Consider the following 25,777-nt stretch of genomic DNA (forward strand, 5'->3'; position numbering starts at 1 on the left):
CTCGCGACCCTATCCCGGCCGCTTCACGGTGATCTGCGTAACATCACAATTCGCACTTTCAAAGGTCGCAGCACAAGAGGTGAGGTAAAAATTCCACAACCGCCGGAACCGATCATCAAAGCCCAGGTGGCTCACCTGGTCCCATTTCTCGTTGAAGGTCTCGTGCCAGCGGCGCAGCGTCACCGAATAGCTTTCGCCAAACTCGATGGAGCGCTCCACCGCGAGCCCGGCCTTGCCGATCTGCTCGCGCAGCACGCTGGGGCTGGGCAGCATACCGCCCGGGAAGATATATTTCTGGATGAAATCGACCCCGCGCTTGTACACCTTCCAGCGCCGGTCCGCGACGGTGATGATCTGCAGAGTCGCCGCTCCGCCCGGCTTCAATCGGTCGCGCACCACGCTGAAATAGGCGGGCCAGTAGCGCTCGCCTACAGCCTCGAACATCTCGATGCTGGCGATGCCGTCATAGATGCCTGTCTCGTCGCGATAATCCTGCAGCTTGAAGTCCACACGATCTGAAAGCCCAGCTTTTTCAATGCGCTGTTGCGCATACTTAAACTGCTCTTCCGAGATCGTCAGCCCGGTGACCTTCAGCCCACGCTCCTTCGCGGCATACTCCGCAAAGCCGCCCCAGCCACAGCCGATCTCCAAGATGTGATCGCCGGGCTGCGCACCCATTTCGTCTACCATGGACTTGTACTTGGCGATCTGCGCCTTCTCCGTGCTCTCCTGCCCGTTCTCGAAGAGCGCGGAGGAATAGGTCATCGTGTCGTCGAGCCAGAGCCCATAGAACTCATTGCCCAGATCATAGTGAAAGCTGATGTTGCGGCGCGCCTGCTTCTTGTGGTTGCGCTGCATCCAATAGCGGAACTTCTCGAAATTCCGCAGCACGATCATGCCGGGGAAGCCATCGTAGAGATGCTCGTTGTCCTGCTCATGCACCAGATCCATGAAGGCTTGCAAATCGGGCGTCGACCACCAGGCGTCGAGATAGGCATCGCAGAAGCCCAGGTCGCCTTCGCGGATCAGCCGCGCAAAGAGGTCGCGATTGTGAATGTGCAGCTCGGCCACCGGGCCCGGCGCCCGGCCCTCGGCCCGAAACCGGCGCCCGTCCGGCAGGATGAAATCCGCCCGCCCGCTCTGCATCTGCTGCGCCATGGCAAAGACATGGGCAAAATATCGTGGCAGCCCCGTCTGCCCCTTCGTGGTCGTGAAAATCATCTGCGCTCCCCGTTTCGCATCCCTGTCAAGCTAGGCTGACACATCTGTCATAGCAAGTTGATATTGCTTCATTTTCTAAAACCCGCGGTTCTCGTAAGCGTCCAGCGCCCGTTTTCTGCCCTCATCGGCGGGCACCACGGGCTCAGGATAGTGATCTTCGGGGCTCAGCCCCCAACTCCGCGGCACCGCGTGGAAGTAGGACAGCGCCTCGTCGGACGGGGTTTTGCGCCCCTCCGCAATCCAGCGGCGCACGTAGGCCCGGTCCTTGTCGAACTTGTCGAGCTGCGTGACCGGATTGAACACGCGGAAATACGGTGTGGCATCGGGGCCGGAACCAGCCGACCACTGCCAGCCCATCGCATTGCTCGCCGGGTCCCAGTCGATCAGACAGTCCTCGAACCACTTGAGCCCGATCTTCCAGTGGCAAAGCAGATGTTTCGTCAGATAACTGGCCACGATCATGCGGCCCCGATTGTGCATCCGCCCGGTCACATACATTTCGCGCATCGCCGCATCGACAAACTGAATGCCCGTCTTCCCATACTTCCAGCGCTGCACCTCGGCGCGGCGCTCGTCCTGGTTCCAGGGGAAGGCGTCCCAGTCTTCCTTCCAGTTACCGGTCAGCAACTGCGGCGTGTGGTGCATCAGGTGATAGGCAAACTCGCGCCAGACCAGCTCTTTCAGGAAGGTCTCCGCCCCCGGTTTGCCCTCCTCCCGCGCCCGAAGCCCCGCATGCCAGCACTGATGCGGGCTGATCTCGCCCAGGCTGAGGTTCTCGGACAGCCCGGAGGTGCCGTCGACCGCAGGCTGGTCACGCGTGGTGTCATACTGCGCCACGATCTGCGCAATGAAGGCGCCGAGCCGCGATTGTGCCGCTTTTTCGCCGAGCCGCACATGGGGCCGCACGACCGCCGCCCCACGGTCCATCGCCGCCCCCAGCGCCCAACTGTCCAAATCCTCGCTCTCGGGCCACGCGTCCGGCGCCGGGATATCAGGTGGCGCAGGCAGCGGCGCTTCGACCTCACGCGATTTTACCATGTTCCAGAAGGGCGTGTAGACCTTGTAGAACCCGCCGGTCTTGGTCTCGACCGTCCAGGGTTCGAACATCAGGTGCCCGCCAAACGACTTGGCCTCGATCCCCGCGTCTTTCAGCGCGGATTTTACGTCCGTGTCGCGTTTCACAGCCTCCGGATCATAGAGCCGCGACCAATAGACCGCCTCGGCCCCGGTCTCGGCGACCAGCGCCTGCAACACCTCCAGCGCGTCCCCACGGCGCAGGACCAACCGGCTGCCTTTCTCGCGCAAAGCCGCGTCAAAGCACTCCAGGCCCAGCCCCAACCGCCACTTCGGCGCCGCGCCCAGCGCATCAACCGCATCGTCGTGGATGAACACCGGGATCACCGGGCGCCCGCTTTTGCAGGCCGCGTGCAAGGCCGGATGGTCGCTGAGCCGGAAATCCCGGCGGAACCAGACAAGTACAGGAGAGGAGCTCACACAGCGCAGCCTTTGCAATTCATATCAAATGCTACGTAAGCCAAATCGCTTTGGATCAACCCGTTGGGTCACAAAACATCATCAAGCGCCACGCGCAGCTGATCGATCTCTGCGCGGCTCGTGTAATGCGTGAAACTGAGGCGCAGCACGCCCTTGTCCGCGGCCACGCCCATCGCGTCGAGCGCCCGGCCCGCATAGAAATCGCCGCCCCCCGCCATGATCCCATGCGCGGCAAGGCGGGCTGCGACCTCCTCCCCAGGGTGCGCCAGCGCCAGAGCCACGGTCGGCGCGCGCCTCTCCGCCTCGACCGGCCCCAGCAACCGGACGGAATTGCGCGCCGCCACCGCGTCCAGCAGCGGCTGCAACAGCGCGATCTCATGCGCCCGCATCAGGTCATGCACGGCACGGCCTTTCTCCACCGGGGTGGCCTGCCCGCCGATATGATGGTCATAAAGCGCATCAATGTAATCCGCCATGCCCGCACAGGCCGCCACCTGCGCGTGATCCGGCCCCGCGGGCGTGAAGCGCTTGTAGAGCACGTCGCCGTTGAAATGGTGCCCCTGATTGGGCAGCAGCGCGCCCAAGGTCCCGCGGATCACCATCAACCCCTGATGCGGCCCATAGGTCTTGTAGGCCGAGAACATATAGATATCCGGCCCCAGGCTGCCCACATCCGGCAGCCCATGCGGTGCGTAGGACACACCATCGACGCAAGTGAACGCCCCCGCCGCATGGGCGAGCGCGGTGATCTCGGTCACCGGGTTGATCTCGCCCACCACGTTCGAGCAATGCGGAAAGCACACCAGCCGCACACTGTCATCGAGCAGCTCTTCCAGATCCGCCGGGTCCAGATGCCCGGTCTCCGGGTCCAGCTGCCATTCCCGGATCTCGATGCCCCGTGCCGCCAGCCGCCGCCACGGGCCGGAGTTCGCCTCGTGATCCTGGTTGGTCACCACAATCGCCTCACCCGGCTGCATCATCTCGGCAAAGGCCTGCGCCAGCACGTAAGTGTTCTGCGTGGTGGACGGCCCAAAGCTCAACTCGTCAGTCTCAACCCCGAGGATCGCCGCAAGACGCATCCGCGCCTCGTCCATCTCTGCACCCGCCAGTTCACTCGCCGCGTAAGGCGCATAGGGTTGCACCTTCCGCTCGGTGTAGAACCGCGTCAGCCGGTCGATCACGGCACCGCAGGTATAGGACCCGCCCGCATTCTCGAAAAACGCCTGGCCCGCAAGCTGGGGCACGGAAAACGCCGGAAACTGCCGGCGCACGAAGTCTGTGTCGAGTGTCATGGCCGCACCGTCCCTTGCAGGTCACCGCAGGTCAAGAACCGAAATGCAAGCGCACGTCATCCGAGCGAGTCTCAATTTTCGTCGTTTTAGCACAAGAAGTGTCGCGGAAGTGACAACCGGGGCGGGATTCCTTTGCGAGACTCGGCCAACGCGCGGGCATCCGCGTGTCCCAAATGATCGGCACCCGCGCCCGAAGACATATTTGGCGCGCTCTCACTCACCGCCGGTCTGTCCCCGATACCGACCCATCAAGACGGCCGGATCGCAACAGAGAGAAAACATATGTCAGTCAAACCGCCGTTTACGGAGCTGGAGATCAATACCCAGGATTCCGGCTTTTATGAAGGCTACAGCCTGCCCATCGCCCTGATCTCCAAGAGCATCATGGTCGCGCTGGTGCTCTGGGCCATCCTCTGGCCCGTCATGGCCACCCAGACGCTCGACGCCTGGAACTGGGCCACGCTACAGGACTTCAACGCCTTCTACATCATCTCCGTAGGCTTCTTTGCCTTCTTCCTGTTTGTCGTGGCGGTCCTGCCCGTCGGCAAACGCAAGCTCGGGGGGCCCGACACCAAGACCGAATTCACCACCTTTTCATGGTTCGCCATGATGTTCGGGGCCGGTCTTGGCGTGGGGCTCATGGTCTTCGCCACCGCTGAACCGGTGGGGCTCTGGGGCTCCAACCCGGTGATCGTGGCGCAGGGAGCCGAGCCCAACTCCGCCGAAGCGGTGCAATCGGCTTTCCGCTATTCGCTTCTGCACTTCGGCTTTCATGCCTGGGCCATCTATGTGGTGACGGGCCTCAGCCTTGCCTACTACGCCTATACGCGTGACATGCCGCTCACCATTCGCTCTGCGCTGACCCCGCTTCTGGGGCGTTTCGCCAATGGGTTCCTTGGTCACATCGTGGACGTGCTGGGCGTGGTCGCAACCATCCTCGGCGTCGCCGTCACCATCGGCTACGGCGTCAGCCAGTTCGTTGACGGTGTCTACAACGTCACCGGAATGGAGTGGCTGATGGGCGATGCCGCTGAAGGCGAAGCTGCGAAGCCCTCCACCGTCGGGCTGATCACGGCGCTCTCGATCATCATGGGCATGTCGATCCTCTCCGCCGTCTCCGGCGTCGGGCGCGGCATCAAGTACCTGTCGAACCTCAACCTGGTGCTGTCGCTCCTGTTGCTGCTCACCTTCATCGTCTTCGGCTCGTTCCTCTTCTCGCTGACGACCTATGGGACGGCGCTGGCGGACTACATCTGGAACTTCATCCCGCTGAGCTTCGAGGCCTACAGCCCGCTCGATGAAGCCACCTTCGCCGCCGCCCTGCCCGCCGAGGCACAGCCCGTTGCAGGCAGCCTCTTCGGGGGTGCCACCAACGCCTGGGGGAGCTTTGACGGCTTCGTCTCCGGCCTCGAAGGCGACGCCGCGGCCCTGGCACCTGCCGCTCAAGCCGCGGCCTATGAGGCGGGCACCCAAGGTCGCCTCTTCGGCTGGCAGTCCGGGTGGACGACCTTCTACTGGGCCTGGTGGATCGCCTTCTCGCCCTTCGTGGGCCTGTTCCTCGCGCGCATCTCCAAGGGCCGCACGGTCCGCGAGTTCATCTTCGGCTGCGTCATCGCCCCGGCCCTGGTCTGCTTTGCCTGGCTGACCATCCTGGGCGGCACCGCGGTGAATAATGAGCTTCAGGGCGTGGCTGACGGCGCAATCATCGCCGCGTCGAACACCAACAAGCTCTTCGTCTCGCTCCAGATGATCGTGCCCGAATGGCTCCTGGGTGCGGTGATCATCATGTGCGTGGTGCTGATCATGACCTTCCTGGTCACCTCGGCGGACTCCGGCATCCTGGTGATGAACACGATCATGTCCGGCGGCGAGCAGGAAACGGGCATCAAGCACCGCATCATCTGGGGCCTGATCCTCACCTTCGTGATCGGCAGCCTGATCGTCGCAGGGGCAATTGACCCGAACAACGCCGACGCGTTGGCGCCCCTGCAGGATGCGATGATCGTCGGCGCCCTGCCCTTCACCATGGTCATGGTTCTCATGGTCTTCGCGCTGATCAAGGCGCTGGTGAACGATGGGCGCCGCGAAAAGGCAGGCATGACGGTCGGAGAGCCCGAGTCGCAACCGGCCGAGTAAATCGAGCCTCACCTCCGGAAAGGGCGCCTCGTTGGGGGCGCCCTTTTTCGTACCGCACCCCCGCTTCCCGCAGAAACCGGGTCGCGCGACGGCAGGCCCATCCCCTAGACGCGGGCTCAGACCCAACTCTGGAGGCACTCATGGGACTGAACGGAAAAACATTCATCATCACCGGCGCAAGCAGCGGCATCGGCGCTGCCGCCGCCACACTCTGCGCAGCGGAAGGCGCCAATGTCGTGCTCGGCGCCCGCCGCGCCGACCGTCTGGACGCTCTGGTCGCCAAGATCCAGGACGCAGGCGGCACTGCCGCCGCCCTCGCAGGCGACGTGGGCGACGCTGCCTACGCTGCCGCCCTCGTTGCCCTCGCCCAAGACCGCTTCGGGGGGCTCGACGGCGCCTTCAACAACGCCGGGATCACGGGCGAGATGAGCCCCCTGCCGCAAATGCACGAGGACACCTGGGATGCGGTCATCCGCACCAACCTGACCAGCGCCTTCCATGCCGCCAAACACCAGATCCCCGCGCTGCAACAGCGTGGCGGCGGCGCGCTTGTCTTCACCTCCTCTTTCGTGGGGCACACGATTGGCCTGCCCGGCATGGGCGCCTATGCGGCCACCAAGGCGGGGCTCATCGGCCTGATGCAGGTGCTCGCCGCCGAACACGGGCCGGAGAACATCCGCGTGAACGCCCTGCTGCCCGGCGGCACGCTGACCGAGATGGCAGGCGACGACCCGCAGTCCCACGCATGGGTGCGCGGGTTGCACGCGCTCAAACGCATGGCCGAGCCGGAGGAGATTGCGCGGGCCGCTCTCTTCCTGCTCTCGGATCAGGCCTCCTTCGTGACCGGCACCGCGATGCTGGCCGATGGTGGCAACTCGATCTGCAAGACTTGAGCCCCCAAGTGCGGCCCCCTCACCGGGCTGCGCCCTTCGGCAGCGGATAAGACGGCTCCTCCAGCCGCCAAGGCGGAAACCGCCGGTCCAGCCCGGCGTGATAGAGGCACAGCTTGTTGCCGGTCGGATCGGCGAACCGCGCCTCCCGCCAGCGCCACGCCTGATTGGTCGGTGGCGTCTCGAAGGCCACGCCGCTCTCGCGCAATGCGGCATAGGTCCGGTCCACATCCTCCACCTCGAAGTACAGCATCCCACGGCCCACCCGCGGCCGCTCCGCCAGATGCAGCGAGAGGGTCGCCGAGCCCGACGGCAGCTCGAACCGCGCGTATTCCCGGCGTTCCGACACGATCAGCTTGAGCCCCAGCCGCAGGTAAAACGCAATCCCCTCATCGAAGTCGCGTACCTCCAGTGTCACCTGATTGAGATCCATGGCACCCTCCCAACCCCGCTGAATTGCGGGCCGAAGACCACCGTAGGACCTCAACCCCGGTTTAGGTAAAGCCCAAAAATGGTGCCGCGTGTCAGCCGTTCACATCGACCACGACGCGGCCCTTGACCTGCCCCTTCAGGATGTCGGCGCCCATCTGTGGCAGATCAGACAGCGTCGCGGGCTGCACCATCGCCTCCAGCTTGTCCATCGGCAGATCGCTGGCAATCCGGCGCCACGCCCGCACCCGGTTGTCATAGGGCTGCATGACGGAATCGATGCCCAGCAGGTTCACGCCGCGCAGCAGGAAGGGAATGACCGTTGCAGGCAGACCCGCGCCGCCCGCAAGACCCACCGCCGCAACCGAAGCCCCATACTTCATCTGCCCCAGCACCCGCGCCAGCATCGCACCGCCCACCGCATCGACACAGCCCGCCCAGGTCTCGGCCTCCAGCGGGCGCTTCACGGTCTCGTTGATCTCCTCGCGCGCCACGATCTGGCTGGCCCCCAGCCCGGTCAGATACTCGGCGGTCTCGGGCCGCCCGGTCACCCCGGCCACTTCATGGCCCAGATGCGCCAGGATCGCCGTCGCGACCGAGCCCACGCCGCCCGCGGCCCCGGTCACCAGGACCGGCCCGTCGCCCGCTTTCAACCCGTGATCCTCCAGCGCCATCACCGCCAGCATCGCGGTGAAGCCTGCCGTGCCCACCGCCATCGCCTGACGCGTGTCCAACCCATCGGGCAGTGGCACCAGCCAATCGCCCTTGACCCGTGCCTTCTGCGCATAACCGCCCCAATGTACCTCGCCCACGCGCCAGCCGGTCAGCACCACCTTGTCGCCGGGGCTATAGCGGTCGTCGTCCGAGGCCTCGACCGTCCCCGCAAAATCAATCCCCGGCACATGCGGGTACTGCCGCACCAGCCCGCCCCCGGGTCCAATGCACAAGCCATCCTTGTAGTTCACCGTGGAATACTCCACCGCGACGGTCACATCGCCTTCGGGCAGGCGACCTGCGTCGATCTCCTCGACAGCGGCAGAGGTCTTGCCGCTTTCCTCATCCTTGCTCACCACAAGTGCCTTGAACATCGCCTATCTCCTGTTTTTCGAGCCGCGAGGCGCAGTCCGCCCCCGCTTCACCCTTCCCAAAATACTCAATAGCGTAGCCGTCGCTGCCTGGCTCACGCCCAGAACCCGGGCTGCACCACCGCCTTGCGCATACCCATGGGCGTCTCCACCTCCAGCTCGGTGCCGCTGTCCCAATGTGTCATGCGCACCATGCCAATGGCCACATTGGTCTGGAAATCCGGGCTCCAGGCCGCCGAGGTCACCTGCCCCACGCGCCGCCCCGACCCGTAAAGCGGCCAGATCCGGTCACAGCCCGGCACCGGCTCGCCATCAATCGCAATCGCCTGCACCTGCTGTACCGGGCCCTCCTTGGCCACCCGCAAGAGCGCATCACGCCCGATGCAGCCAATCGCCGTCTGCGTGTCGCAAAATCGCCCCAGCCCGCATTCATGCGGGGTGTTGTCATCGGTCATATCATTGCCATAGCTCAAGAGCCCACCTTCGATCCGCTCGATGGCATTGGGACAGCCCGCGCGCACGTTCAGGTCCTCTCCCGCCTTGAAGAGCGCGTTCCACAGCGGCATGCCCAGATCGCTGCCTTCCACGTAGATCTCGAAGCCGCCTTGCTTCGAATAGCCCGAGCGCGCAATCGCCAATTCGCGCCCTTCGTATTCAAAAAGGCCAAAGCGAAAGAAACGCACGTCCCGGATGCTCTCGCCGAAGATCCGCGCCATCAGGTCTTCCGCCTTCGGCCCCTGCACCGCGAGCGGCGAGACATCCGGCTCATCGATCAGCACGTCAAGCCGCCAGCCATTGGCGATCCCCTTGACCCAGAGCAAGAGATCACTGTCCGCGATCGAAATCCACCAGCGGTCCTCGGCCAGCTTCACCGCCACCGGATCGTTCAGCATGCCCCCCGTCTCATCGACGATGGGCACATAGAAACACCGCCCCGGCAGCATCCCCCGCAGATCGCGCGGGGTCAGCATCTGCATGAGCTTTGCCGCATCCGGCCCGCGCAGCTCCACCTGCCGCTCCGCCGAGACATCCCAGACCTGCACGTGCTTTTTCAGATGGTGGTAATCCGCCTCGACGCTCTCGAACACCGTGGGCAGCAGCATGTGGTTGTAGATCGTATAGGCTTTCACGCCCGCCGCCTCGACACCGGCAGAGAAGGGCGTGCGACGCAGCCGTCGCGACGGTGAAATCAGCGCCATTTCAGGCATCCTCTGGCATGAAGACAATATCACTCACCGGCGCCTCCTGCCCCATCGCCGTCAGCATGGCGTGGATCTGGCCCCGGTGGTGGGTCTGGTGGTTGAAGAAATGCACGACAGCGGCGGCCATGGGTGCGGTCATCTCGCGCTGCGTCATCCCCGAAAACCAGCTCAACTCGCCGCGCAGCTCCAACGCTCCGATCTCTTGCGCCCAGAGCATGATCCACCCGTCCATGCGGAACCGATCCGCAGCCCAGGACTGGATCGTGGGGTGCAGGCGCGTGTTGTCGGTCGCGTCCACCGCGGGCGGCTCCACCGAGGCGTCAAACCGGCTCATCCAGATCGTATCGCCCCAGAGCAGATGGTTCGCCGTCGCCATCAGCGAGCCGAAAAACGCCCCGCGATCCTTCTCCAGCTCAGCAGGCGGCAAGGCCTCCAGCACCGGCATCAACTGGCTGTTCTGCCAGCGATTGTAGCGCGCCATCAGCCGCACATAGCCTGGGTCGATCACGGCTTGGGGCCTTTCCAGTCAATCGGGCAGATCTCGGCCGATTTCCCTCCGAAATCCCAGACGCGCCCATAATCGCGCACCCGGCTCTTCAGGCCCGTGGCCGCGATGATGTCGGGCCCCATCCAGTATTTCGAATTGCTCACCATCACCGGATGCTCCGGGTCCTTGCCCGCCAGCATCTCGATCTCACCCTGGATCTTGCGCCCGATCATGATGCTGCGCCGGTTGCCCTCGCGCACGATCTCCACCGGCGCGCGCTCCGCCCCGATGATTTCGGAGACCAACATCGTAAAGAGACCCGTCGTACCCCCAGCAGCACCTGAAAAGATCTGCAGAATCCCGTTATACGCCTTGCCAGTCGCACGCTCATCCACATAAGCGGCGACCTTCCAGTTCCCCTCGCCCATACGCCCTGGTATGTCCACCAACAGCCCGATGTTGAGGCCGGAGAGATCCTCACCCTCGTAGTGCCCCTCGTCTATGGCAATCGCCATCCAGGCATGGCAGTGCCCTTCGGTCGGCGGGTGCGCCCCTAGCGAGACGACACACGGACAGAACACCGTGCAGGAGCAGTTGAGAAACAGCTCACCCTTGATCGCCCATTCCGTAGGGCTCATTTCCCGCCGTTTGGGGTTGGGCATCCGCTGGTCGATCCGCTGACTGATCGGCAAGCGATCCGCGTCCGGCTTCCTGTTCTTGGCCATATCCTATCCTCCCACGATGACTGCAAGCCCCGCGAGGCACAGCAGCACACCCATTGGTTTCGTCACATAATGCCCGATCTGCGGCAGCTTCTCGATCACCATGAAGAGCGTCGCAAGGCCCATCCACGCGAGGTTCATCACCCCGCCCACGAAGCCCAGGCTCATGAACCCCCAGCAGCAACCGACACAGAACGCGCCCAAACCGAGACCCATGCGCACCCCGCCCGCAAAGCCCGTCCGCCAGTGGCCCAGGAAATACATCGCAGGCGCATGACACACACCATGGCAGATTTCCTTGGCCCGCGTGAACTGGAACGCGCCCACCGCCAGCAACACCCCGCCCGCGACCCAAGGGCTGCGCGCAATCCCCAGCATGTCGACCACGCCGCCAAAGAGCAGCGCCAGCTGCGCGCCCGTGATCACGGCGGCAAAGCCAACCCAGACGATGAAGTACCCCAGCAACACGCCCAGCCACCCCGGCCTTGTGCCATTGGCGCTGACCATCAGGTCCTCATAGGCGCGCAGGGTCGGTACCAGCGTCGGCAACATCATCGCCGCCATCATGATCGCCCACATCCAGAACAGTGGCCCGAAATTGGCCATCGGCATATACATGGGCATGCGCGGGTCCATCGCCGCCATCGCTTGCCCAGCAGGCCCCGGACGGCCCAGAAGATCGAGGTCCATATCGACACTCATGACATACATCACCCACCACGCGGCGAGGATCGCAGCAAAAAAGCCCAGCCAGAGCGTGGTGCGCAACGTGCCTGCCATGAATCGTCGATCCTCCTTGCGATTCAAATGCCAGACAATTAGAAAACGGGCAAACATTAAATGTAAGACATATGAAAATTGACCCTTCGAACCCCGCCGACCTCTCCGCGCAAATCGCCGGTGCCATTCGCGACGCGATCATTGCGGGCAGCCTGATCGTCGACGAACGCCTGCCCTCCGAGGCGGAACTGGCCGAGCAATTCGAGGTCTCGCGGCCTACGGTGCGCGAGGCGCTGAAGCGGCTGGCGGCGCAATCGCTCATTCGCACGCAACGGGGCGCAACCGGTGGGGCGTTCGTGAACCGGCTGAGCTTCGAAGCCGCGCAGCCGCAACAGATCACCACTTCGACGCTGCTCCTCAGCATGAACGCGGTCAGCTTCGAGACCGCCTGCGAGGCGCGCTATGCGCTCGAACGCGCCTGTGCGCCGCTCTCCGCCGCGCGGCGCACGCCGGATCACCTCGCAACCATGCGCGCCGAGATCCACCGCCAAAGCCAGCCAGGCCTCACCGATGAAGCCTTCTGCGCCTCCGATGTGGCCTTCCACCGTGCGCTGGTGGATGGCGCGGGCAACCCGGTGCTCAGCTATCAGCTGGCGGGGGCCGTCGAGGCGATGCAGCCCCTGATGAACATGATCACCTTCACCGCCCGCGACCGCGCGCGCATCATCGCGCTGCATGAAGGCATCGCCGATGCGGTCGAAGCGCAGGATGCCGCGGCCACTGCCACTGCCCTCACCGCGCTTGAGCAGGAAACCCAGGCGCTGGCCCAGAGCGTCTTTGCCGCCCGCGCCCGGGGCACGGCGCCGACGGCAAAAGACGCCTCATAAGAAGAACGGCTGCGCGTGCTCATCCGCGCAGCCGTCACACTCGTCACCCAACACAGATTGCGTTACGCCGCCGCGCGCCGCCGCCGGAACGCCGCCCCCGCTGCGATCACACCGGCCATCAACAGCCCGCTTGCGGGCACCGGCACCGGGCTCACGCCGATGTCGTCATTCACCCCGTCGGTGACCCCGTCGTAGTTATACGTGAGACCGCTGATCCCCACGTAACCGCCCACACCGGTGAAGTTGATGTAGGAGATGATGCCGCCGTCAAACCGCACCGTGCCATTGTTGGTGCCGCTGCCGGTCGCAAGGCTGTCGAGCAGCGTGCCGTCAGACGCGAAAGCCTCATAGACGCCACCGGAAATCACCGAGCTGTAGGACAGATCGACAAAATCGGTGGTGTCGAGGAAGTCGATCCGCCCGACCTCGCCCGCGCTGCCATTGGCCTCGCGCAGGCCATTGGCGATGCCGATCCCGTCGAAGCTGTCGCGGGGGTCGACATAGAGATAGGCATTGGACACGGAGATCCCGAAATTCTCTTCGTAAAACGCATTGTACGCCGGGTCGGATTCCACGTTGAACTGGGTTCCGGGGAAGGAAGGCGTGTCAAAGGTTGGCGTGAAGGTGGCCGACACCGCCGGCAAGGCGGTGCTCAGAACAACCGCAGCTGCGCCTGATAATCTATGGAGCATCATACTCTTTCCTTGTGCTGAACAAACCGTCGATATGTGACGTGTCTTCACTATCCTCAGGCGCTGGCCCCGGAGCCAGTGACATAAAAAATCATCGAGGCGTGGAAGGGGTGGTTTCCTCACCCAAGCAACGTGTTAGGCAGCGATCTTCACCTTTTTTGACTGCAATACTCATTGTCAGGACAGGGCATTTTCGCCACCCGCACCGCGCGATGCCGCGCGGCCTGCGCCGGAACCTGCCACTGCACATCCCCGCTTCGCGCAGGAATGCGCCGCTTGCGCACTGCCCCATTCATCCCCCGTCTCCGGGCCCCCATGTCATAGGAAAGACGGCCTCGAAGGCTGTCACAGAAAGAGAGGCACGCAGATGATCACGCTTGAGTTCACCACCCCGATCTCCGACACCCGCCGGGGCGCCTTCACCCGCGCCGCCGACCGCTGGGACACCATCATCGACACCGAATTCGAACCGGTCACCTTCGAGGGCCGCAGGCTCGACGGGCTGCTGATCGAAGTCTCGGTCGAGCCCATCGACGGCGCGGCGGGCGTGCTGGGCCAGGCCGGCCCCACCGCGCTGCGCCCGGGATCGGAGCTGCCGGTTGCGGGCATCATGCAGTTCGACACCGCCGATGTGGAACGGCTCGAAGCCGATGGCAGCTTCGAAGACGTCGTGCTGCACGAGATGGCCCATGTGCTGGGCTTCGGCACCCTCTGGACGCGCGCCGGGCTCATTCTGGCCAGCGGCACCAACGATCCCCGGTTTGTCGGCGCGGAGGCGACGCAGGAGTATCAGGACCTCGGGGGCACGGAAGCGGCGGTGCCCATCGCCAACACCGGCGGCGCGGGCACCCGCGAAGGTCACTGGCGCGAGCTGATCTTCGGTGATGAGCTGCTGACCGGCTTTCTCTCCGGTGCAGAACGCCCGATCAGCCGCCTCTCCGTCGCCTCGTTCCGCGACCTCGGCTATGATGTGGACCTCACCGCCGCCGATGCCTACACCCTGCCCGATTTCCGCGATCTGGCCGAGATGGGCATCACCGAAGCGGTGCGCATCTGCGATCTCTGCCGCATGGGGCGACCCGAACCGGTGGTGCTGAACTAGGGGCTTGCCCGGCCACGGCACCAGCCTACGTCCGGCGGCATGGCAGAGTTTCTCAACATCTCCGCAAGCCTGCTGACCATCGGCTTCGGCCTCTTCGGCTTTCTCGCCCCACGCTACACCGCAGGCGCGCTCGATCTTGCGCCCACGGCCAGCACCATGGGTCTGAGCGAAATGCGCGCCTCGGTGGGCGGGCTCTTCGTGGTCGCGGGGCTCGCCGCCCTTTGGCTCGATCAACCACTAGCCTACGCGATGATCGGCTTTGCCTTCGTCGGCGCAGCCCTCGGGCGGCTGGTCTCATTGATCTTCGACAATCCCCCGCGCCGCAAGGTGCTGATCTTCGGTGGCATCGAGGCAGCACTTGCGGCAGCCTTTCTCTGGGCCAATCCACTCTGAACAGGGCGTACGCGCTCTTAACCCCAGGCGCGCACCGACAGCCCACCGACGCGATACCGACCAAGTACCGACGTGATACCGACGTTGGGTTTACATTAAAAGCCGCCCTTTAACCTTTGATATCCAAAACGATTCGATCACACCCGTTGCGCCGCGTCCAAAACCACCGCACGCACGCCCCCTCTTGAGATTTCCGGCCGACAGGCCTATATCTAACCTGTTCTTCGGAACTATGGACATAAACGCGCTCGCAATAAGCGGATCGGACCCGGGGGCGGTACCCGGCGGCTCCACCAAACATCCTTCATTTGGGGATCATGGGGCCGAAACAGGATCGACGAACGTCTAAAGGGGTTAGCTTTGTTTCGGTGAGATACCACCGTTATCGGTTCAAAACGTACAATTGCAAATGACAATCGTGCACCGGCGGCAATGGCTGCGTAAGCAGTCGGAGCTTCCGAAATCTTAAGCCCTAGCGCCTTGCAGCACTAGGCGGGGTTCGCAGGCACCTGGCAACAGAAGCCTGCACTTCCCTGATCCGACTAGGCCGTTAAGCCTTCCTCAATCCGCTTGTGGCTAAACTTTAGGCAGAAGCTGATCAGGCACCTGACGTGACCAAAGCCGACATTCTGCGAGAGTGGTACACCGCCGTCTGGGAAGAGGGCCGCCTCGACGTGATCGAGGACTATTTTGTCGATGCCCCGCACAACCGGCACATCGCGCAGGGCTTCGGCATCGAGCCGTCCGAGATCCGCGAATGGGTCTCGGTGCTGCGCAGTTTCGTGACCGACATCCGCGTGGAGCTGCTGCACACCATCGAGCAGGACGACTGGATCAGCGCCATGCTCGAGATCACCTGCCGCAATGCCGCCACCTCTGAACCGGTCAAGGTCTACCAGCAGATCATGCTGCGCTTTGACGGGGACAAGAAAGCGGAAAGCTACCCCGCCTTCGACTTCATCCGCTTCTTTGAACAGCTCGGCCAGCTGCCCGAAAACACCCATGCCCTGCTGCTGGGCGGGACGGTGCTGCGCTGAGACATGGCCGTTGACCTGACGCGCCGATCTGTGGCACCCCTTCGACATGGGGAGTTCGCGATCGCCCCGTGAGGCGCTGGCCCAAGTATCGCATCCTATTGACGTGACAAAAGGATGCTTTGATATGGCGCACATTGCCACTGTTGCTCCCGACACCCTCATGCGCTGGATTGGAACAGCGCAAGCCCCTGTTATCATTGATGTATCTCTTGAAGAGGATGTCCAGGCCGATCCCTGCCTGATCCCCACGGCCATCCGCCACGACCACTGGTCTGTCGGTGATCTGGCTGCGGACCTAGAGGAGTGCGTCGTCGTAACCGTCTGCCAGAAGGGGCGCAAGCTGAGCCAGGGCACCGCCGCGCTTCTGCGCGCTCGCGGGATCGCGGCGCGTGCGCTGGAGGGTGGCAATTATGCCTGGCGCGACGCCGGGCTGCCCCGCGTACCGCAGGCCCTGCTGCCCGCGCCCGACGGGCCACAGCGCTGGGTCCTGCCCGCGGCGCCGACGCTCGAGCATCTCGCCTGCGCCTGGCTCATCAAGCGGTTCCTCACGCCCCGCGCTGACATACTCTTTGTACCGCTGGCGGAGGTCACGGACATCGCAGACAAGTTTTCAGCGACGGCGGTCCGCAGCCTTGGCGAAGCGCCCGACGAGCCACCGTTCAGGGCCTTGGTGACACGCTATGGTCTCCAAACTGAGGCCTTGCAGGTCATGGCGTGGGCGCTCAGCACCACGGAGGAGATGGCAGGGTTGACGGCACTCGGGACCGGTCTTTGCCTCGGCCATCCGGAGGATCAAGAGCGTCTGACCGCCGCGATGACACTCTGCGACGCGCTCTATCTCTGGGCACGGGATGGCCGCGCCGACGAGATGGCCGCATGAGCGCGCCGAGCCAAGCCGAGCTCATCCGCGTGTTCGGGCGGATCGGGCTTCTGTCCTTCGGCGGGCCCGCGGCCCAGATCGCCCTGATGCACCGCGAGTTGGTCGAAGAGCGCCCGTGGTTGACGGAAGACGGCTTTCTGCGCGCGTTGTCACTCTGCATGCTGCTGCCCGGCCCGGAGGCGATGCAGCTTGCCACCTACGCGGGCTGGCGCCTGCGCGGCACGCTGGGCGGGCTGATCGCCGGGCTGCTCTTCGTCTTGCCTGGCGCGCTGGTGATCCTGCTGCTGGCCCTTGGCTACGCGATCTATGGACAGGTGCCTTTCGTGCAGGCCGCCTTTGCCGGCATCAAGGCCGCCGTCATTGTCATCGTGCTGCAGGCGCTGCTGAAAGTGGCACGCAAGGCGCTCACCTCGACCAGCGCCTATGTGCTCGCGGGGGCGGCGTTTCTGGCCCTTTTTGGGCTTGGCCTACCCTTTCCGCTGATCATCGCCGCCGCCGCGCTTTATGGCGCGGTGGCGGCGGGCGCGGCGGCGGGCGGGGCTTCCGCCCCGCCCGCCGCTGCGCCCCACTCCGCCCGAACCATCGCGCTCTGGGGCGGCCTCTGGGCCTTGCCCATCGTCACCGTCTGGCTGATCGATCATGCGTTCCTGACACAGATCGCCCTGTTCTTTTCAAAACTCGCCGTCGTCACCTTCGGCGGCGCCTATGCGGTGCTGGCCTACATGACGCAGACGGTCGTGCAGGACTATGGCTGGATCAGCACCGCGCAGATGATCGACGCCCTGGGATTGGCCGAGACCACCCCCGGGCCGCTGATCCTCGTCACCGAGTTCGTGGCCTTGATCGCCGGGTTTGCGCAAGGCGGCATCGGATTGGCGCTTGCAGCAGGTGCTCTCACGCTTTGGGTCACCTTTACGCCTTGTTTCTTATGGATTTTCCTCGCAGGCCCCTACCTCGAGATCATTTCCTCCAAAACGCGCATCGCCGCCGCGCTCAACGCCATCACGGCGGCCGTCGTGGGAGTGATCCTGAACCTGGCGATCTGGTTCGCAATCCACGTGCTCTTCCGCGAGATCGGCACCGCGCGCTGGCACGCCGCGCCCGTCCCGGATCCTGCCTCCCTCGATCTGCTCGCCCTTGGCCTCACCCTGCTGGCCGCGGTGCTTCTGCTGCTGCTCAAGCGCGGCATGGTGGAAACGCTTGGCCTGATGGCCGCCGCCGGGCTGCTTGTCACTGCACTCTGAACCCGCCCTGGATTTCAGCAGACGCCCTCTTTCCTCCGCGCGGGAATCGGCTATGCTTTTGAGAAACACCCCCACGTGCACAGAGGACTGTCATGGGCCGCAGCATTGATTATGGCAACCTGATGCATGAGGCCATGCGCGGCCTCATCCGCAAGGTGCTTGATGATGTGGCCGCGAACGGCCTGCCCGGCGCGCATCATTTCTTCATCACCTTCGACACCAGCCACCCGGATGCGGAACTGGCCGACTGGCTGTCCGATCGCTACCCGGGCGAGATGACCGTGGTGATGCAGCATTGGTACGACAATCTGGACGTCGGTGAAGACGGGTTCTCGGTCACGCTGAACTTCGGCGATGCGCCGGAGCCGCTCTACATTCCCTACGACGCGATCAAGACCTTCGTGGATCCGTCGGTAGAGTTCGGCCTGCGCTTCGAGACGCAGGACGAGGAAGAGGCGGGAGCTGCGACAGAAGCGACTGCGACACCATCAACCAGCCTGCCCGCGATCAAGCCGGACGAGAAGCTCCCGGCCACAACGGATGAGCAGGACAGTGAGAAAAAGCCGCAGGACGCCGAGATCGTCTCTCTCGACAGCTTCCGCAAGTAACCGGAACTACTGCGCTTCGAGGAAAGTCGAAACCGTGCGCTGCACCTCACCATTGCGCACGCTCTTGTAGTCAAGCTCCAGCCCGCCCTCCGCCAGCGTCCGGTTGAACTGTTGCATCTCGTATCCACCGTCTTCTGTCACGAAGAGCGAATAGACGCTGAGCGTATCGCCATTGATCCGGCTCCACACATAGGGCTCGCCCTTCATCGGGTCGAGCTGGACATCATGGCCAAAGACGTTGCGTTTCATCGCTGAGGCATAGACGTCACCCCGGTCCGATGGCACGAACTCGACCGAATAGGCTTTCTCCTTGGTCGAGCCATCCGGGCGATAGGTGCTGGTCTTCCAATAGACGGTAAAGCCCTCTTTGGTCTCCGAGATCTTCACGCTCATGTCGCGTTTCTGCGCGCTGCCATCGGCCGAGGTCACCTCGGCGGACCCTTCATAGCTGCCGACAAAACGGGCGATCTCGGCCTGCGCCGTCTGCACTGCAGTGGCAAGGAACAGGAATACCATCGCCCCCAGGACAACCCACGGCGTCAATTGGCGGCTCAGTCTCATCCAGGTGGTCCTTCTGTCAACGCACGGTGAGGAAGGTCGCGCGCAGGCAGAACCTCCCTACATCCAAGATAACATTCCCGGCTGCCCGTTCAACGGGCGCTGTGCCCAATCACACTCTCGCGTGATCACAAGTTTTTCAGCGGCCCTCGCGGGCGGCACCATCTGCCAGTTGCGCGATGAGGCCCGCAACGATACACCGCAAATACCGCAATTTCAGGGAAGAGATCATGGCGCAGACCCGCACAGAAACCGACAGCTTTGGCCCTCTGGAGGTCCCCTTCGACAAGTATTGGGGCGCGCAGACACAGCGGTCGATCATGAACTTCCCCATCGGCTGGGAGAAGCAGCCCACAGCCGTTGTGCGGGCGCTCGGCGTCATCAAACAGGCCTGTGCGCAGGCCAATTTGGAGCTGGGCAAGCTCGATGCCGAGCGGGGCAAGGCCATCGTGCAGGCCGCCTCCGAAGTGGTCGCGGGCAAGTTCGATGACAACTTCCCACTCGTGGTCTGGCAGACAGGCTCCGGCACCCAGTCGAACATGAACGCGAATGAGGTCATCGCCAACCGCGCCATCGAGATCATGGGCGGCGAGATCGGGTCCAAAGATCCGGTGCACCCGAACGATCACTGCAACATGGGGCAGAGCTCCAACGATACCTTCCCCACCGCGATGCATATCTCCACCGCCATGATGGCCCGCGATGTTCTTCTGCCGGGGCTGGAAAAGCTGCATGGCGCCCTGCAAGCCAAAGTGGAAGAGTTCGACGGCATCATCAAGATTGGCCGCACCCACACACAGGACGCCACGCCACTGACGCTCAGCCAGGAATTCTCCGGCTATACCCATCAGGTCGCCATGGGCATTCAGCGGGTGAAAGACGCTCTGGGCCGCATCTATGAGCTGGCGCAAGGCGGCACCGCCGTCGGCACCGGGCTCAACACGCCGAAAGGCTGGGATGTGATGGTGGCCAAGAACATGGCCGAGATCACCGGCCTGCCCTTCGTCACCGCGCCCAATAAGTTCGAAGCCTTGGCAGCTCATGACGCCATGGTCGAAATCTCCGGCGCGCTGAAGGTCGTGGCCGCCAGCCTCTTCAAGATCGCCAATGACATCCGCCTTCTCGGCTCCGGGCCCCGCTGCGGTTTGGGTGAGCTGGTGCTGCCGGAAAACGAGCCCGGCTCCTCAATCATGCCGGGCAAGGTGAACCCCACGCAATGCGAAGCGCTGACCCAGGTCTGTGCCCACGTCTTCGGCAACGATGCCGCCGTGGGGTTTGCGGGCTCGCAAGGCCACTTCGAGCTCAACGTCTACAAACCCATGATGGCCTACAATGTGCTCCAGTCGATGCAGTTGTTAGGGGACGCAGCCTCGGCCTTCACCGACAACCTCGTCGTGGGGCTAAAGGCCGACGCCGAGCGGATCGACAAGCTCATGCGCGAGTCGCTCATGCTGGTGACCGCCCTGGCCCCCGAGATCGGCTATGACAACGCCACAACCGTCGCCAAGACCGCGCACAAGAACGGCACCACGCTCATCGAAGAAGCCGTGAACCTCGGTTTCGTGACCGAAGAGCGCTTCAACGAGGTGGTGCGGCCCGAAAACATGGTCGGTCCGAAGTGACCCCATGAGCGCACCGATCAATCTTAACAAAGCCCGCAAGGCGCGGGCCAAGGCCGCGAAAAAGGCGCAAGCGGACGAGAATGCGGTGCGCTTTGGTCGAACCAAGGCTGAGAAAGACGCTGAAAGCGCGCAGGCCAAGAAGACCGCACGCGACCTCGACGGCCACAAGCGCGAGACATGAGCGGACGCCCGGTGAAGCATTCGGTGACCCTCAAGGGCCACCGTACGTCGATTTCACTGGAGGACGACTTCTGGCGGGCCTTGCGCGACATCGCCGAGCGGGAAGGCAAACCGATCAACGCCCTGGTGGCAGAGATCGACGTGGATCGTGGCGCAGAGATGGGCCTCGCATCGGCCATCCGCGTCTATGTGCTGAGGGATTTGCAGGCGCGTGAGGATGCTGCAGACTGAATGGGAAAACCACCGCCGGACGATAGCACGGCAGGCGCCTCCTTGCACTGAGGGCATCGCCCGACCTGGAGGGCGTCTCGTTACTCTCCGCTATGCGACGCGCTGAACACCGGCTGATGTCGGGCTGTTTGCCACCGTCAAAATCGCCCTCCGGGGGGAGGTCGGGCGATGCCCGGCCCATCAGCCGGGCAGGACATCTCGGACGTATCTCTTAAAAGGACAGACGCGCAGCCTGACCTCAGATCGACGCGCGATAAATCTTGTCGATGTTACTGCCAAGTGCTGCGTTGAACTCCACATCCGACATCTTCACGTTCAAGCCTTCGGTGAGCGCGCGGCTGAAGCTCGCGATCATCGAGGTCGCCTGCGTCAGACGCTGGCAGGCCTCATCGGTCGAATACCCGCCCGAGAGCGCCACGACTCGCAGCACCCGCGGATGCGCGGCCAGCTTGTCATAGCGCCAAGGCTCATTCGGCAGCGTCAGCTTCAGCATCACATCCACACCCTCGTCCAGCGTATCGAGATGTTTGGCAATCTCGGCCTCCAGCAAAACCTCGGCCTCACCTTTCGTCTCGGAGTGGATGTTCACTTCCGGCTCCAGGATCGGCACCAGCCCCGCCGCGATCACGGTGCGGGCCACCTCGAACTGCTGGGCCACGTTCTCTGCTATGCCCTTTTCATTGGCCTCGTGAATGACCGAGCGCTCCTTGGTGCCGAAGATCCCCTTGGATTTCGCCACCTGCAAGGTGTCCTCCAGTCCCGGCATCGGCTTGAGCAGCTGCACCCCGTCGGCCTGCTCTTCGAGCCCCTTGTCGATCTTCAGAAACGGCACCACACCGCGCTCTGACCAGAGCAACTGCGCAACAGGGGTCTCGTTGATGGTATCATGCATCGTCCGTTCGAAGAGAATCGCGCCGATGACTTTGTCCTTGGTGAAATCATCCGCCAGAATGATCCGGGCGCGCATGTCATGCATCGCGCGGAACATCTCTTCGTCACCGGAATAATCCGACGGTTCAACGCCATAGAGGCTCAGCGCCTTGGGTGTCGAGCCACCCGACTGATCAAGGGCGGCAATGAAGCCCGCGCCGGATTTCATCTGTTCGCGCATCACGGTGTGGTCTGACATGATCGAAATATCCTTCTGATTCCGCCCCTTGGCCTCTCCATAAAACAGAGTGCCGCGGGATGGTACATGTTAGCGCCGGACAATGCGCAGGGGGATGCCGCTCTGTGATCGCACGGTCAGATGCGCCACCGGCACCGGCGGCGGCCCGCTGCCCAGTTCCACCCTCAGATCGCGCAGGATATGTGCCAGCATCATCACCCCTTCGATCATAGCGAACCCGGCCCCGGGGCAGACCCGCGGGCCCGCACTGAACGGCAGATAAGCCTCGCGCGCGCAGGCCTGCCCGTTTTCACTCTCCCACCGGGTCGGGTCGAAGGCGTCCGGGCGCTCCCACATGCGGTTCTGCCGGTGCAGATGCCACTGGCTGATCACCACCTGCGCCCCCGGTTTGACCGCGCGTTTGCGGAAGGTCTCGGGTTGCGTCGTCTCGCGGACCATCATTGGCACCGGCGGGTAGAGCCGCAGCGTCTCGCGAAACACATCGCGGGTGATCTTCAGCTTTGACATCTGCGAAAAGTCATTGAGATCAGCGTGTTGCGCCTCCTCGGCTACCGTCTCCTGCCAGTCCGGAAACAGCGCCAGCAGGTACAGCGCCCAGGCGAGTGCCGAGGCGCTGGTCTCATGCCCGGCAAGGAAAAAGATCGCCACCTGGTCAACCATCTCATTGACATCAAAACGCGCGCCGGTCTGCGGGTCCGGCGTTGTCATGATCTTCGTGGCCAGATCATGCGGCGCCCCGCCCGCGTCGATCTCCGCCTGCCGCTCTGCTGTCAACTGGTGGATCAGCGATCGGATGCGGGCGGCACTCGCCCGTGTCTCGCGCCGATACCCCCGCGGCATCCAGGACGGGACCGGCACGAAAGCCGCAAGGTTCAGGATCGGCTGGCTGCGCTGATAGGTCTGGAAGGCCTCGAACACATCGCGGGCCACCGCATGGTCGATGGGAATGGAAAAGAGCGTGCGAAAGATCACATCCGCCGCCGCATGGCTTGTCTCGGGCTCGATATCGATCTCCTGCCCGGCATGTCCGGCAAAGCGCGCCGCCGCGTCCTCTGCCGCCCGACGGATCGACGGAAACGTCTCGCGCAGACGCCCGCCCTCAAAGGCCGGGTCGATGATGCGCCGCTGCCGCTCCCAGGCTTCGCCATTGGTCAGGAAGACCGAGTTGCCCAGGAGCGGGCGCAGCCCCGACCCCACCCGGTCGGACTTCGGAAACGCCATCGGTCGCTCTTTCAGAACCGCGCGGATCACGTCGCGGTCATTGACCATGTAGCTGCGGAAAAACGGCGTGCGAAACTCGGCCATCCACGCGCGATAAAGCCGTTCCGGCTGGGCTGACAGGATATCGCGCCGGAAGAGGCGCATGTATTGCCAGAGGCTTACCTTGTCGGCACGGGCTTTGGGCTTGGGCGGTTGCGTCATGAGATCGACGTGTATTTGCTGACCGCGCGCGTGATGCGCGAGGCCGAGGCCGGACGCCCCGCATAGCGCGCGCCAAGCGTCAGCGGGCCTGCCGTGATCTGGAAGTAATCATAGTCCTTGGGCTGGTCAAAGGCGCAGAGGTACTGGAAATGCAGACGGAAGAACCGCCACCGCAGCGCCTGCCATCGCGCGGGGCTCAGGCTCTGCGTGAAGGCGGCTGAAAAGACCAGCGGCCAGCGCTTCTCGGTGGTCTCCTGCCCGCAGACCGAAACCGGATCACAGAGCGCAAAGGAACAGCCATCGCCCGGCGCCGTGACGTCCACCCAGGTGAGCTCCTCCCGCGTTGACAGATACCGCAGGTCGGCGCGCATCGCATGTGCCTCTGGCAGGAAGGCCACCATTGGCACCACATGCCCCAAGGCCAGGAAGCTCAGCGCCGGGCCCTCCTTCGCAACCGCGCCGCTGCGGACCAAGTCGGACAGCACCGTGATCGCCAGATGCGCGCCAGAGGAATGGCCCACCACCAGCACCTCATCCACATCATCGGCCAGGGCCTCGGCAAGCCGCGCGCCAAACTGCTTCAGTCGCGCCATGATCTCGGGCGGATAGGCCCCTCGGCGCGCAGCGCTATGGGCAAAATCATGCATCAGGTAATAGGCGAAAAACTTGCTATCGATCTGCTGAAACCAGCGCAGGACCCCGCCGATCGCCAGCACGCCCACCACGGCGGCTGCGATGATCTGCGCCGTGGGTGGCAGCGGGCTCAGCGCCAGCAGAACCTGCACCACACGGGCCACGCCCCAGCCCAAGGCCACCGCGAAAACCGCTTGGCCGATCAGCATCAGCACCGGGTAAAGCGCCGCGATCACCGGCCCCTTGCGCAGCCGCATCAGCCGCCAGAGCACGCCCGTGGAGATGTAGATCCAAGCCGTACGCAGCATGGCGAGGTAGGTCAGCGCAACCGAGGCGTGAAAGCTCTCCTGCACGATGTCAGACCAGATCAGCACCTCGATCTCGGCTTGGGTGGTCTGGTCGTCGATCTCGCTTTGCACCTGCCAGCCGAACCCCGTGCCAGCCGCCGCGCCCGTCATCTCGAGGTGGTAGCCGGAAATCGTGGCCTGCGCAGCGCCTTCCTTGCGATAGAGCTCGCGGTACCGGCGCGGTGGGAATGGGTCGTACCCGGGGATGTAGAAAACCTTGCGGCGCTTTACCTCGGTGTCAGACGTGCTGCCCATGACCAGACCTTACTCATCCCGGCAGCATAGCGCGGTTGGTCTGCAGTCTAAGGGGATCAGCCCAGCAAAGCCAAGGCCGGGAATTGCTCGAGCAGCCAATAGGAGAAGGTCGTGAAGGCGCCTGTTACCATGGCAAGCCCAACGAAGATGAGCAGCCCGCCCATCACCCGCTCGATGGTCTTCATATGGCGTTTCAGGCGGTTCATCAGACCCACAGCGCGAGTCATGAACATCGCGGCGAGCAGGAACGGGATGCCGAGCCCTGCGGCATAGATGCCCAGAAGCAGCGTGCCGCGGCTGACCGAGGCCTCGGAGGCGGCGAGCGACAGGATCGCGCCGAGTTGCGGACCGATGCAGGGGGTCCAGCCAAAGGCAAAGGCGAGGCCGAGAATATAGGCACCAAAGCTGGAGCCGCCCTGGTCGCCTGCGTCCAGCCGCGCCTCCTGATCAAGGAACGGGATGCGGAAAAGACCGAGGAAATGCAGGCCGAAGACAATCACCACAAGCCCGGCAATCTGCGCGAAAAGCACCTGATTTTGCAGGAAAAACGCCCCGAAAGCCGAGGCCGTGAACCCGAGGATGAGAAAGACCGTGCTCAGCCCCAGCACAAAAAACAAGGCCGAAATCACCGCGCGGCGCCGGGCCGCCACCTCGCCGGTCATATCCCCGATGGACACACCGCTCATATAGGCCAGATATGGCGGCACAATCGGCAGCACACAGGGGCTGAGAAAGCTGATGACACCTGCCAGCAGGGCCACCATCATGGCCGGCAGCAGACTGGCGTCGATGATTTCGATTCCAAACATCCCTCACCCCTAGCGGATAAGCGTTAAGAGGTCACGCAGGTGACAGTCACAACCTTGTGGACAGGCTGAA

Annotated in this window: 27 protein-coding genes and 1 other RNA gene; 13 read left to right on the forward strand and 15 right to left on the reverse strand. The window is 63.7% G+C overall.

Annotated elements, in window-relative coordinates:
• Positions 1–9 precede the first annotated feature (9 nt).
• The 3 genes from ACVC7O_RS12005 to ACVC7O_RS12015 all read right to left on the reverse strand — a co-directional run bounded on the left by ACVC7O_RS12005 (position 10) and on the right by ACVC7O_RS12015 (position 4,007).
• Positions 10–1,221, reverse strand: a complete 1,212-nt coding sequence (locus tag ACVC7O_RS12005; RefSeq protein ID WP_458322366.1) for a class I SAM-dependent methyltransferase — start codon at positions 1,219–1,221, stop codon at positions 10–12.
• Between the two features lie 75 nt (positions 1,222–1,296).
• Entirely contained in the window at positions 1,297–2,715 is a 1,419-nt protein-coding gene (locus ACVC7O_RS12010; protein ID WP_458322367.1) for a cryptochrome/photolyase family protein, read from the reverse strand.
• 68 nt (positions 2,716–2,783) lie between these two features.
• Positions 2,784–4,007 carry an aminotransferase class V-fold PLP-dependent enzyme gene (locus ACVC7O_RS12015; protein ID WP_458322368.1) on the reverse strand — a complete coding sequence of 408 codons (1,224 nt, stop codon included), beginning with the start codon at positions 4,005–4,007 and terminating at the stop codon, positions 2,784–2,786.
• A gap of 282 nt (positions 4,008–4,289) precedes the next feature.
• Between ACVC7O_RS12015 and ACVC7O_RS12020 the strand changes: the two genes are divergently transcribed.
• Together ACVC7O_RS12020 and ACVC7O_RS12025 are read left to right on the forward strand one after the other, a co-directional pair.
• The gene (locus tag ACVC7O_RS12020; RefSeq protein WP_458322369.1) at positions 4,290–6,143 is read left to right on the forward strand and encodes a BCCT family transporter; all 1,854 of its coding nucleotides are present in this window, start codon (positions 4,290–4,292) and stop codon (positions 6,141–6,143) included.
• Positions 6,144–6,283: 140 nt separating this feature from the next.
• Positions 6,284–7,036 carry an SDR family oxidoreductase gene (locus tag ACVC7O_RS12025; protein WP_458322370.1) on the forward strand — a complete coding sequence of 251 codons (753 nt, stop codon included), beginning with the start codon at positions 6,284–6,286 and terminating at the stop codon, positions 7,034–7,036.
• Between the two features lie 19 nt (positions 7,037–7,055).
• Here the strand turns inward: ACVC7O_RS12025 and ACVC7O_RS12030 are convergent, their stop codons facing one another.
• The 6 genes from ACVC7O_RS12030 to ACVC7O_RS12055 all read right to left on the reverse strand — a co-directional run bounded on the left by ACVC7O_RS12030 (position 7,056) and on the right by ACVC7O_RS12055 (position 11,738).
• Positions 7,056–7,466, reverse strand: coding sequence for a VOC family protein (locus ACVC7O_RS12030; RefSeq protein WP_458322371.1), 411 nt, complete (start codon positions 7,464–7,466; stop codon positions 7,056–7,058).
• Between the two features lie 91 nt (positions 7,467–7,557).
• Entirely contained in the window at positions 7,558–8,550 is a 993-nt protein-coding gene (acuI, locus tag ACVC7O_RS12035) for an acryloyl-CoA reductase (protein ID WP_458322372.1), read from the reverse strand.
• Between the two features lie 92 nt (positions 8,551–8,642).
• Complete coding sequence (locus ACVC7O_RS12040; protein ID WP_458322373.1) at positions 8,643–9,746, reverse strand: dimethylsulfoniopropionate demethylase; 1,104 nt, start codon at positions 9,744–9,746, stop codon at positions 8,643–8,645.
• 1 nt (position 9,747) lies between these two features.
• Entirely contained in the window at positions 9,748–10,257 is a 510-nt protein-coding gene (locus ACVC7O_RS12045; protein WP_458322374.1) for a DinB family protein, read from the reverse strand.
• Complete coding sequence (locus ACVC7O_RS12050) at positions 10,254–10,961, reverse strand: DUF1326 domain-containing protein (RefSeq protein WP_458322375.1); 708 nt, start codon at positions 10,959–10,961, stop codon at positions 10,254–10,256. Before ACVC7O_RS12050 ends, ACVC7O_RS12045 begins: the two co-directional genes overlap by 4 nt.
• A gap of 3 nt (positions 10,962–10,964) precedes the next feature.
• Positions 10,965–11,738: a DUF2182 domain-containing protein gene (locus ACVC7O_RS12055; protein ID WP_458322376.1), complete on the reverse strand. Its 774-nt coding sequence runs from the start codon at positions 11,736–11,738 to the stop codon at positions 10,965–10,967.
• A 71-nt stretch (positions 11,739–11,809) separates the two neighbouring features.
• Here ACVC7O_RS12055 and ACVC7O_RS12060 point away from each other — a divergent pair, with 71 nt between their 5' ends.
• The gene (locus tag ACVC7O_RS12060; protein WP_458322377.1) at positions 11,810–12,565 is read left to right on the forward strand and encodes a FadR/GntR family transcriptional regulator; all 756 of its coding nucleotides are present in this window, start codon (positions 11,810–11,812) and stop codon (positions 12,563–12,565) included.
• Between the two features lie 62 nt (positions 12,566–12,627).
• On the opposite strand, the gene ACVC7O_RS12065 is transcribed toward ACVC7O_RS12060, so the two are convergent.
• A complete protein-coding gene (locus ACVC7O_RS12065) occupies positions 12,628–13,257 on the reverse strand; it encodes a PEP-CTERM sorting domain-containing protein (protein WP_458322378.1) in 630 nt (209 codons plus the stop codon).
• A gap of 367 nt (positions 13,258–13,624) precedes the next feature.
• Here ACVC7O_RS12065 and ACVC7O_RS12070 point away from each other — a divergent pair, with 367 nt between their 5' ends.
• The 7 genes from ACVC7O_RS12070 to ACVC7O_RS12100 all read left to right on the forward strand — a co-directional run bounded on the left by ACVC7O_RS12070 (position 13,625) and on the right by ACVC7O_RS12100 (position 18,521).
• Complete coding sequence (locus ACVC7O_RS12070) at positions 13,625–14,359, forward strand: leishmanolysin-related zinc metalloendopeptidase (RefSeq protein WP_458322379.1); 735 nt, start codon at positions 13,625–13,627, stop codon at positions 14,357–14,359.
• A gap of 39 nt (positions 14,360–14,398) precedes the next feature.
• Positions 14,399–14,752 (forward strand): DUF4345 family protein, encoded by a 354-nt coding sequence (locus ACVC7O_RS12075; RefSeq protein WP_458322380.1) that lies wholly within the window; start codon positions 14,399–14,401, stop codon positions 14,750–14,752.
• Positions 14,753–14,932: 180 nt separating this feature from the next.
• Positions 14,933–15,282, forward strand: a transfer-messenger RNA (tmRNA) gene (gene ssrA / locus ACVC7O_RS12080).
• A gap of 81 nt (positions 15,283–15,363) precedes the next feature.
• Positions 15,364–15,789 carry an ester cyclase gene (locus ACVC7O_RS12085; protein ID WP_458322381.1) on the forward strand — a complete coding sequence of 142 codons (426 nt, stop codon included), beginning with the start codon at positions 15,364–15,366 and terminating at the stop codon, positions 15,787–15,789.
• A 124-nt stretch (positions 15,790–15,913) separates the two neighbouring features.
• The gene (locus ACVC7O_RS12090; RefSeq protein WP_458322382.1) at positions 15,914–16,669 is read left to right on the forward strand and encodes a chromate resistance protein ChrB domain-containing protein; all 756 of its coding nucleotides are present in this window, start codon (positions 15,914–15,916) and stop codon (positions 16,667–16,669) included.
• Positions 16,666–17,913: a chromate efflux transporter gene (chrA, locus tag ACVC7O_RS12095; protein ID WP_458322383.1), complete on the forward strand. Its 1,248-nt coding sequence runs from the start codon at positions 16,666–16,668 to the stop codon at positions 17,911–17,913. Before ACVC7O_RS12090 ends, chrA begins: the two co-directional genes overlap by 4 nt.
• A 92-nt stretch (positions 17,914–18,005) precedes the next feature.
• The gene (locus tag ACVC7O_RS12100) at positions 18,006–18,521 is read left to right on the forward strand and encodes an SspB family protein (protein ID WP_458322384.1); all 516 of its coding nucleotides are present in this window, start codon (positions 18,006–18,008) and stop codon (positions 18,519–18,521) included.
• A gap of 6 nt (positions 18,522–18,527) precedes the next feature.
• On the opposite strand, the gene ACVC7O_RS12105 is transcribed toward ACVC7O_RS12100, so the two are convergent.
• Complete coding sequence (locus tag ACVC7O_RS12105) at positions 18,528–19,082, reverse strand: hypothetical protein (RefSeq protein ID WP_458322385.1); 555 nt, start codon at positions 19,080–19,082, stop codon at positions 18,528–18,530.
• Between the two features lie 227 nt (positions 19,083–19,309).
• Here ACVC7O_RS12105 and fumC point away from each other — a divergent pair, with 227 nt between their 5' ends.
• The 3 genes from fumC to ACVC7O_RS12120 are packed head-to-tail and all read left to right on the forward strand — an operon-like array spanning position 19,310 to position 21,112.
• Positions 19,310–20,701, forward strand: a complete 1,392-nt coding sequence (fumC, locus tag ACVC7O_RS12110) for a class II fumarate hydratase (protein ID WP_458322386.1) — start codon at positions 19,310–19,312, stop codon at positions 20,699–20,701.
• Between the two features lie 4 nt (positions 20,702–20,705).
• Positions 20,706–20,882, forward strand: coding sequence for a DUF4169 family protein (locus ACVC7O_RS12115; RefSeq protein ID WP_458322387.1), 177 nt, complete (start codon positions 20,706–20,708; stop codon positions 20,880–20,882).
• Complete coding sequence (locus tag ACVC7O_RS12120) at positions 20,879–21,112, forward strand: ribbon-helix-helix domain-containing protein (protein WP_458322388.1); 234 nt, start codon at positions 20,879–20,881, stop codon at positions 21,110–21,112. Before ACVC7O_RS12115 ends, ACVC7O_RS12120 begins: the two co-directional genes overlap by 4 nt.
• Before the next feature lie 238 nt (positions 21,113–21,350).
• On the opposite strand, the gene ACVC7O_RS12125 is transcribed toward ACVC7O_RS12120, so the two are convergent.
• The 4 genes from ACVC7O_RS12125 to ACVC7O_RS12140 form a co-directional block, all read right to left on the reverse strand.
• Complete coding sequence (locus ACVC7O_RS12125; protein ID WP_458322389.1) at positions 21,351–22,241, reverse strand: fructose bisphosphate aldolase; 891 nt, start codon at positions 22,239–22,241, stop codon at positions 21,351–21,353.
• A 69-nt stretch (positions 22,242–22,310) separates the two neighbouring features.
• On the reverse strand, positions 22,311–23,663 hold the full coding sequence (locus tag ACVC7O_RS12130) for a cytochrome P450 (RefSeq protein WP_458322390.1): 1,353 nt from the start codon (positions 23,661–23,663) through the stop codon (positions 22,311–22,313).
• A complete protein-coding gene (locus ACVC7O_RS12135; RefSeq protein ID WP_458322391.1) occupies positions 23,660–24,898 on the reverse strand; it encodes a hypothetical protein in 1,239 nt (412 codons plus the stop codon). Before ACVC7O_RS12135 ends, ACVC7O_RS12130 begins: the two co-directional genes overlap by 4 nt.
• 56 nt (positions 24,899–24,954) lie before the next feature.
• Complete coding sequence (locus ACVC7O_RS12140; RefSeq protein WP_458322392.1) at positions 24,955–25,707, reverse strand: cytochrome c biogenesis CcdA family protein; 753 nt, start codon at positions 25,705–25,707, stop codon at positions 24,955–24,957.
• Between the last annotated feature and the right edge of the window lie 70 nt (positions 25,708–25,777).

It is taken from the genome of Roseobacter cerffii, from assembly GCF_054226325.1.

Excerpts from the sequence above, each read along its gene's own strand:
- ACVC7O_RS12005 (WP_458322366.1), bottom strand. The coding sequence starts at position 1,221 with ATGATTTTCACGACCACGAAGGGGCAGACGGGGCTGCCACGATATTTT.
- ACVC7O_RS12015 (WP_458322368.1), bottom strand. The coding sequence starts at position 4,007 with ATGACACTCGACACAGACTTCGTGCGCCGGCAGTTTCCGGCGTTTTCC.
- ACVC7O_RS12020 (WP_458322369.1), top strand. The coding sequence starts at position 4,290 with ATGTCAGTCAAACCGCCGTTTACGGAGCTGGAGATCAATACCCAGGAT.
- ACVC7O_RS12025 (WP_458322370.1), top strand. The coding sequence starts at position 6,284 with ATGGGACTGAACGGAAAAACATTCATCATCACCGGCGCAAGCAGCGGC.
- ACVC7O_RS12030 (WP_458322371.1), bottom strand. The coding sequence starts at position 7,466 with ATGGATCTCAATCAGGTGACACTGGAGGTACGCGACTTCGATGAGGGG.
- acuI (WP_458322372.1), bottom strand. The coding sequence starts at position 8,550 with ATGTTCAAGGCACTTGTGGTGAGCAAGGATGAGGAAAGCGGCAAGACC.
- ACVC7O_RS12040 (WP_458322373.1), bottom strand. The coding sequence starts at position 9,746 with ATGGCGCTGATTTCACCGTCGCGACGGCTGCGTCGCACGCCCTTCTCT.
- ACVC7O_RS12050 (WP_458322375.1), bottom strand. The coding sequence starts at position 10,961 with ATGGCCAAGAACAGGAAGCCGGACGCGGATCGCTTGCCGATCAGTCAG.
- ACVC7O_RS12055 (WP_458322376.1), bottom strand. The coding sequence starts at position 11,738 with ATGGCAGGCACGTTGCGCACCACGCTCTGGCTGGGCTTTTTTGCTGCG.
- ACVC7O_RS12060 (WP_458322377.1), top strand. The coding sequence starts at position 11,810 with ATGAAAATTGACCCTTCGAACCCCGCCGACCTCTCCGCGCAAATCGCC.
- ACVC7O_RS12065 (WP_458322378.1), bottom strand. The coding sequence starts at position 13,257 with ATGCTCCATAGATTATCAGGCGCAGCTGCGGTTGTTCTGAGCACCGCC.
- ACVC7O_RS12070 (WP_458322379.1), top strand. The coding sequence starts at position 13,625 with ATGATCACGCTTGAGTTCACCACCCCGATCTCCGACACCCGCCGGGGC.
- ACVC7O_RS12075 (WP_458322380.1), top strand. The coding sequence starts at position 14,399 with ATGGCAGAGTTTCTCAACATCTCCGCAAGCCTGCTGACCATCGGCTTC.
- ACVC7O_RS12090 (WP_458322382.1), top strand. The coding sequence starts at position 15,914 with ATGGCGCACATTGCCACTGTTGCTCCCGACACCCTCATGCGCTGGATT.
- chrA (WP_458322383.1), top strand. The coding sequence starts at position 16,666 with ATGAGCGCGCCGAGCCAAGCCGAGCTCATCCGCGTGTTCGGGCGGATC.
- ACVC7O_RS12100 (WP_458322384.1), top strand. The coding sequence starts at position 18,006 with ATGGGCCGCAGCATTGATTATGGCAACCTGATGCATGAGGCCATGCGC.
- ACVC7O_RS12105 (WP_458322385.1), bottom strand. The coding sequence starts at position 19,082 with ATGAGACTGAGCCGCCAATTGACGCCGTGGGTTGTCCTGGGGGCGATG.
- fumC (WP_458322386.1), top strand. The coding sequence starts at position 19,310 with ATGGCGCAGACCCGCACAGAAACCGACAGCTTTGGCCCTCTGGAGGTC.
- ACVC7O_RS12115 (WP_458322387.1), top strand. The coding sequence starts at position 20,706 with ATGAGCGCACCGATCAATCTTAACAAAGCCCGCAAGGCGCGGGCCAAG.
- ACVC7O_RS12120 (WP_458322388.1), top strand. The coding sequence starts at position 20,879 with ATGAGCGGACGCCCGGTGAAGCATTCGGTGACCCTCAAGGGCCACCGT.
- ACVC7O_RS12125 (WP_458322389.1), bottom strand. The coding sequence starts at position 22,241 with ATGTCAGACCACACCGTGATGCGCGAACAGATGAAATCCGGCGCGGGC.
- ACVC7O_RS12130 (WP_458322390.1), bottom strand. The coding sequence starts at position 23,663 with ATGACGCAACCGCCCAAGCCCAAAGCCCGTGCCGACAAGGTAAGCCTC.
- ACVC7O_RS12135 (WP_458322391.1), bottom strand. The coding sequence starts at position 24,898 with ATGGGCAGCACGTCTGACACCGAGGTAAAGCGCCGCAAGGTTTTCTAC.
- ACVC7O_RS12140 (WP_458322392.1), bottom strand. The coding sequence starts at position 25,707 with ATGTTTGGAATCGAAATCATCGACGCCAGTCTGCTGCCGGCCATGATG.